Origin of the sequence: Mesorhizobium sp. M0663, from assembly GCF_040320585.1 — a bacterium.
Taxonomy (GTDB): Bacteria; Pseudomonadota; Alphaproteobacteria; order Rhizobiales; family Rhizobiaceae; genus Mesorhizobium.
Genome location: NZ_JAMYPX010000023.1, coordinates 89319 through 96407, shown reverse-complemented (window position 1 = coordinate 96407; position 7089 = coordinate 89319). Strand labels below are relative to the sequence as shown.

At 60.9% G+C, this 7089-nt stretch carries 4 protein-coding genes; all 4 read right to left on the bottom strand.

The window, feature by feature from the left end; translation table 11 throughout:
* Positions 1-1206: serine/threonine-protein kinase (locus tag NKI54_RS28000; RefSeq protein ID WP_352692844.1), on the bottom strand; the 1206-nt coding region annotated here is incomplete at its 3' end.
* A 5-nt stretch (positions 1207-1211) separates the two neighbouring features.
* Positions 1212-1985 carry a PP2C family protein-serine/threonine phosphatase gene (locus NKI54_RS27995; protein WP_352692841.1) on the bottom strand — a complete coding sequence of 258 codons (774 nt, stop codon included), beginning with the start codon at positions 1983-1985 and terminating at the stop codon, positions 1212-1214.
* Between the two features lie 172 nt (positions 1986-2157).
* Positions 2158-5721 (bottom strand): type VI secretion system membrane subunit TssM, encoded by a 3564-nt coding sequence (tssM, locus tag NKI54_RS27990; RefSeq protein ID WP_352692839.1) that lies wholly within the window; start codon positions 5719-5721, stop codon positions 2158-2160.
* A 22-nt stretch (positions 5722-5743) separates the two neighbouring features.
* Positions 5744-7084 (bottom strand): type VI secretion system protein TssL, long form, encoded by a 1341-nt coding sequence (gene tssL, locus NKI54_RS27985; RefSeq protein ID WP_352692854.1) that lies wholly within the window; start codon positions 7082-7084, stop codon positions 5744-5746.
* Positions 7085-7089 lie beyond the last annotated feature (5 nt).

Sequence of the window (7089 nt, the reverse complement as noted above, 5' to 3'; positions counted from 1 at the left end):
GGGGGGTGTCGCGTCAAAAAACCCCTGCAAATCGTGCCCCCCCCCGCCCCGGCTCCCCTGGGGCCCAACCCCACAACCCCGTTGGTGTGGGTGATTGGGGTATTCCCCCGCCCCCCCCGGCGCCCCCGGGGGGGGCGGGCTGGCGACTGCTGAAGCCCGCGGTTCGGACAGCAGCGCAGGCCGGACATGCGGGACGAAGCGCTGCCCACCTGAACTTGCCGTCGCAGGCGCGTCACGCCCCAAATCATAGGAAGGCTGGGCCTTGGACTCAGGCGCAAGTGTTTGCCCCGCTCGTGGCAAACCCGGCCGATCGCGGGTCGGGACGAACGTTGGTGGCGTTGTCCCTTCGTCCTCGTCACGCGTCATTCTGGCGATTTCCGCCATGCTCACCGGGCGGTCTCGCGGATCCGGCTGCAGCATGGCTTCAACAATGCCACGAAAATCGTCCTCGATGTCGGACAGGTCGGGCACGGTCCGGCGCTTTTCGATGATCTCGAATTGCGACCCGCTCATGTCGATCGGCTTCCCGCGCAGAGCGGCAACCAGCACCAGCCCCAGGCTGTAGATGTCGGATTGCTCGCTGACGTCGCCGCTGTACAGCCCCAGCTGTTCGGGCGAAACGTAGTTGTACTTTCCCGCGAATTTTCCGCCGATCAGGGTGTCCCCGCCGACGGTCGCCGATCGCGCAATACCGAAATCGATGATCTTTGCGCGGTCGACTCTACCCCCCGGCAGGATGATGTTATCGGGGGAAAGGTCGCGGTGAATTGCTCCCGCTTGATGCACGGCGCTCAGACCCGACGTGAGACGATGGCAGAGCTTGCGTACCTCGTCAGTCGGCATCGGGCCACGTCGCACGATGTCGTACAGCGACTCGCCGTCGACAAATTCCATCGCAAGGTAGGGACGGCCGATCCCGGGATCGATGGTGAAGACGTGATATCGCACGACCGCATCATGCGACAGGTGATTGAGGATTGACGCTTCCTTGCGGAACAAGGACAAGATCGTCGGATCGCGGGCAAATTCGGGCAGGACGATCTTGATCGCGACGTGGTCGCCAGTCTGGATGTTGTGGCCACGGTAGACCTCGCCCATGCCACCGAATGCGATCCGCTCGTCAAGTTCGTAGATGCCGCTGAGTTGCGTGCCGACGGCGGTATTGGCCAGCTGCGGCGATATTCGCGTCTTGTCGTCGGCGCTCATCAGCCTCAACCCTCCGCTCTGGACAGATCAGGGTAGGGGGGGTGCCCATTGTGCCCGTTTGCGAACTTCACCAGCACAATGGTGACATTGTCTGTTCCGCCCCGCGCCAGCACCATTTGCAGCAGATTTTCGCAAGCCGCCTGAGGCGTCGCAGACACCACCACGGCCCCGATCTCGGCGTCGGTCAAATGCGCCGTCAGCCCATCTGTGCACAACACGAAGATGTCTCCCGGCATAATTTCGCCTTGCTGGAAATCGATGACGATTTCGTCGCTGACGCCGACGGCATGCGTGATGACATTGCGGCGCGGCCAGGTGAGCGCCTCGGCTGCGCTGATCATGCCGCGATCGAGAAGTTCCTGAACTTCGGTGTGGTCCCTCGAGATCTGCGAGATCGAGGCATCACGGACCAGATAAACCCGGCTGTCGCCCGCCCACAGGCAGGCAAATCGCCCATCCATCGCCAACAGGGCGGCAACGGTGGAGCCGATGGTTATGCCGCGAGATTCGGAGATCCTGCGGATCTCGGCGTTGGCGCGGCTCAGCCTGTCTTCGAAGCGCGCACGAAGATCCGGGGCGGAACTGGCAATGCCGATCGTGGCCAGATGATCGACAATGCTGGCTGAAGCGACCTCTCCGGCTTCATGTCCACCCATTCCGTCGGCCACCACCCACAGGCCGGTTCGTGGCTCGACTAGATAGTTGTCTTCATTGTGCTCACGGACACAGCCATTGTGGCTCACGCCGAAGCTTTCAAAGGAAAGGGCGACATCGCTCACCTTGCCACCAAGCGCTTCTCAAAGCGTCCTCTGCGGCGCACCTTCAGGCGCTCGCTGCTGCCACTTTGCCACAGGCTGGAATATTAAAGTATCGAAATTTAGCTTTGAGCCCGTGACGCGGGATCGCAGCAGCTTTGGCGCCCTAGTTGCACCAGGTGAGGCTCAAATCCTCTCAAAACGCCTTCGGGCAGCTGAATGCGGAAAGTGCGGGAAGGAAGAAGGGGTTGGGTCCGGAACCGGTCTGGATCGTGTAGCTGACGTCGCGTCCGCCGATTACGAAGCGCGCCTCAACAGTGCCGTCTTTGCTGGTGATCGTCGCCTTGTCCAGCAACCTCTTGAGCGACCACGGCCCTTCGAAGCTGATAACGGATTCGCGGCCCGGCATTTCCGGCATCAGTCTCAGACTGGCGGATGCCGAGGCCGCACCGCTCGGCCAGGACACCGTGCTTGGCGTGTTACCCGCCTGATTGCTCTGGACGATCTGGCCATCGACGTCGAGCACCGCAGTATCTGCATCACCGTTCAGCGAGAACGGGGTAAAGGTCAGGTTGACCGACGGCATTGAGCCGCCCGACGGGAAAAATGCGCCGCGGATTTCAGCAGCCAGCTGAAAGTTTTTCAGCGTCGACTTCGACAGGTCGCGCCCAAAGCGCGCATCCCGTTTCCAGCTCCAGTCCTGGCCGCTCATGTCGATCAAGGAAGCAAGGTTTTGTGCGAAGAACCGGTCCATCAGGCCGCCTGGAGAGAACAACTTGGCGAAGTCCGCCATCGCAACATCCTCGGTACCATCGCCGGCGAAGGGGTAGCGGCCGTTGACCGCCTTCTCGCAGGGCTGCGTGACGGCCTGGTCGAGCATCTCGTTCAAATTCGTCAAGGAAATTTCAGCCGCGTTGCCCTCAAATTCGTCTGCAGTTGCGTTGACCATTCTGCCGAGTTGCTTGGGCAGACGCGATGCATTGGCGCGAAGGGTGGCTATCTGCAGCTGCAGGTTGGCGTTGACACGTTCCGTCTGCAAGGGGACCTCGGTTGCCAGTTGCAGACTCTGGTGGATGTCGCGAAAATTCTGGGTCAGCGCATCCATGGGTCGGTGTCCAAAAGGACCGCTTACCAGAGCCTGGAAGGACCTGAACTGCGCTTCGATGTTTGCCCCAGGGCTCTGGCTTTGAAATTTCGCGGACCCCGTACCGGCACGGCTTTGCGACTTTGCGGAGCTAATTTGAATGCCGATGCGAGCCAGGCCCTTGGCCATGTCCGCGACATCCTGGTACTGGCGCATGAGGGTGCCGGCTATCACCCCAGTGCCCGAGTCATCGCCGGAGACAGGGTCGCGCGCCAGGGCTGTTTCCTCGGCAATCGCGGTAAAAAGTTGTTCGATCGGCGAGCTTGGTGAGGCAACGGCGGAAAGCGCGACATAGTTCGGCTTGTCGTTCAGCATGGCTTTGAATTTCAAACCATCGAGAACGCTGTTCCACGCGGCTGCGAACTCCTTGCCGTAGCGATCGAGAAGTTCGGGGCCGAGCTGGAGCAACTCCTGATCGATCCCGCCTTGCTCGCCGCCACCGCCCAGGACCCACTGGTCGTCGACGAGTGTCTGCGCAATGCGCGAAAGCTGTCCGAGATAAAAGTTGTTGAATCCGGCATGGGTGTAGAGACCGGGAATACGGAGCTTCGACAGATCGCCGCCATCGACACGCTCGAACACAAGCTGCGCTTCCGGCCCGCCTTTTTGCGAAACAGAAAAATCGTCCAGCGCAGCCGCGTACACCGCCGACTTGATCAATGCGGACGCACGATCGGTAAGGCTCATGCGCCCGAGTGAACGTTGGGCGGCTTCCACAAGCGGCTGGTTGAGTTCGAAAACCGGATCATAGGCATCGTCCAACGCAAGCATGGCGCGCAGGTGCTTTTCGAGCTGCGCACGTCCTTCGCGGTTGCTCTCGCCTGGATACCGGTTCTGTTCCCAATCCTGCTTCATCCAGGAGATGATCAATGCGTCATCGACCTTGGGTGCCTTGCCGCCGAGCATCAGGTAGATCTTGAGCGGTTCGTAGAGCGCGGCGGGCTCAGCCGTCGTCGCCTGGACGGTCCGCTCCGCCTGCACAAGCAGACGCGACCGCAACATTCGTTCCAGTGCTTGCCGGTAGGCCGTTGTCGATGCCGAAAGAAGCCTTTCCCGCTGGCTAAGGCCGATCGTTTCCTCGATCGGGGTCGGTAAGTCACTGGTTTCAAAACCGGCCGGCATGTTGCGCAACTGGTCGAGCGGCCCGATGACGTTTTCAAGGTCGACATCGGTGACCGTCGTGCTTTTGAGCAGAGCGTCGGCTGTCTCGCGATATTGGCTCGTGGCCTGCGTCGTGGAGGCAATCAGCGAGCGGTTGGCCATGAAGCTCATCCCGAGCGCGCCAAGGGCCGCTGCAGTGATCAAGGCTATGATGCCAAAGCCGCCATATCTGAGGGCCGCTGCCCGCCTCTCGCTCGCTCGGTTATAGGAAACCCATCCGGATTCGGCGAAAATGACATCAGTCAGGAGATCGTGCAAAAAGAAGCTCTTGCCGGTCCCGGACAGGTGGGGGCGGGAATTGTTGCCGAAACTGCGGCCGATTGCGCCCAACACTTGATCGATCGGCGTTCCCTCTTGGGTCCCCGACGAGAAGTAGAGCCCACGCAAGCTGACGTTCACTTGGCTACGGACCGGATCGAACAGGCTGGTCACGAAATTGGCAATTCGGCCCTTGAGCGCGTAAAACTGGGCCGGAAAGCCAAAGATCGATATGCGCGAGACCGGGTCAGGCTCTTCCTGCAGGCGATCAGGCATCTCGTCCGCCAAGCGGATCGCCAGTGCATCGAATTCGGCCGAAGCCTCACCGGCCATGTTCTTGTTGCGGTCCGTGGTCTGGAATGTCGCGCCCCAGACCTTGCGCCTGCGCGGCTCCTCGAAACTGCCGAAATAATCCATGAAGCCGGCAACAAGATCGGCCTTGGTGAACAGCAGGTACACCGGAAACTGGATTTTCAGCGTCTCGTGGATCTCCCTCAGGCGACTGCGCATTTCAACGACATGGGCGTCAAGCTGCTGGTCATCGAGGCTGATGAGATCGGCAAGGCTGATGGCCAGGATAACCCCGTTGATCGGTTGTCTGGTGCGGTGTTTTTTGAGCAGTGACAAAAACGCAAGCCAGCTCTTGCTGTCGCTTCCAGCATTGGAATCCTGCGTGGTGTAGCGTCCCGCCGTGTCGATCAGCACAGCCTTTTCGGTAAACCACCAGTCGCAGGAGCGGGTGCCGCCAACACCGGCCACCGGCTGGGCGTGTCCTGAACCGGCAAGCGGAAAATTCAGACCCGAATTGACCAGTGCCGTCGTCTTGCCGGCGCCCGGCGGGCCAATGACGATGTACCAGGGAATGTCGTAAAGGAAATTGCGCTTGCCGCTCGACCGCTTGAGTGTTGCGATGGCCTCACTCATGCGCGCCTCGAGCACCGGTGAATCGTCATTGCGCCCGTCGTTGCGGGCAATGACCGTCTCGATCGCTTTTTGCGCCTTTCTCACATGCCAAGCGCGCACTCCGTAAACGAGGGCCGCGGTCGCCATGATCGTGCCGATGATTGTCGCACGCAACCAGACAGGTCCCAGCGGCCGGATATCGGCGAAGCGGATCAAAGGTCCAGCAAACCAGATCGCCGCCGCAAAACCGGCCAACGCGGCCGTGCTGAATATCCGCGGCAGCCAACGCATCATTGGCGTTTCCCACCGGCGGTGTTCACAGCGTTTCCTCCTTGAGGATCATCACGTCGACACGGCGGTTCTTGGCGCGGCCCTCGGACGTCGCATTGTCGGCAATTGGCTCATCTTCGCCCTTGCCCTCGGCGGTTACTCGCGAGGGATCGCTAAGCTTCGCGGCGATCATTGTCTCAACAGCCTTCGCGCGGGCGACCGAAAGGTCAAAATTCGATTTGAACGTGCTTGATTTCCGTGGTTTCACATTATCCGTGTGGCCAACGATCGTGATTGGCCCTGGCTCGTGCTCAAGGGCTGCGGCAATCTGTGTGGCCAGTGGCAGAAAGTCGGGCTTCACTTCGGTCTTCCCCGGCTGAAACAACAATTGATTGTTGATCTCCACTACGATGAAGTCGCCTTTTGTGCCGATGGTCATCCCGCCGAGCTCGACTTGCGTGGACAGTGCTGAGCGGATGCGGTCGATCTGGCCGGTCACGGCAGGCGAGGCGGCTGTCACCGGTTTGGCGAGTGGGGGTACCACACTGGCGCGCTCGATCGTCACAGTCGTCGAGGGATTGAGCGCCAGCAATTGTCTGGCTGCAGCATCGCCTTCATCGGTCATGAACGCCCGCAACGTGAAAAACGCGGCCGTCACCAGGGCTGACGCCGCTGCAGCAACTCCCCAGAGCGGCAGGCGGGTCGAAGACGGCACCATCATAGCGGCCATGCCTTGCCAGCGGGGGGAGATGTCCTCTCCGGCGCGGGCCCTGAAGTAGCGAAGCGTCTCGTAGACGTCGCGCCGCACAGGTTCGAGACTGGTATCGTCGCGCGCCAGGCCACGATACTGGCCCTCAAATCCCAGGGATAGGCAGACATGCATCAGCTCGAGCAGGTCTAAGTGTGGCTCAGGATTGGCCAGCACCTTGTTCAGTGCTTCGTAAAAGCCGCCGCCGGTGGGCTCGATGTGAAAGAACCGCGACAGCATACTGTGCTGTGCCCAGGTGTCCTCGCCGGCCCAAGGCAGGTTGCCGACAAGATCGTCGGCCGTTTCGCAAAGGGCAAACTTCGCGATCCGCGCATCCTCTTCGGTAACCCCTGACTTCTCCAGCGTCCAGTCGAACCTCTCCATCGCCTCGGCGATATGTTCGGCCAATGGCGCCGCCTGTCTTTCGACCGGCACGAGCCTGAGATGCCCGAACAGGACGAGCAACGGTGCTGACCCAGCGAGGATCGGATTTGCCGTCGAATATTTTACCGTGTCTGCGGCGCCGAGCAGCACCTCCTGCTGAATGCTCGGCCTTGACCCGGCCGCCTCGGCTCTGACCGCTGTACCGGACGATGCTCCCTGATAAAGAATGGTTCCGGATCTCCAGTCCGGCGGCATATGCC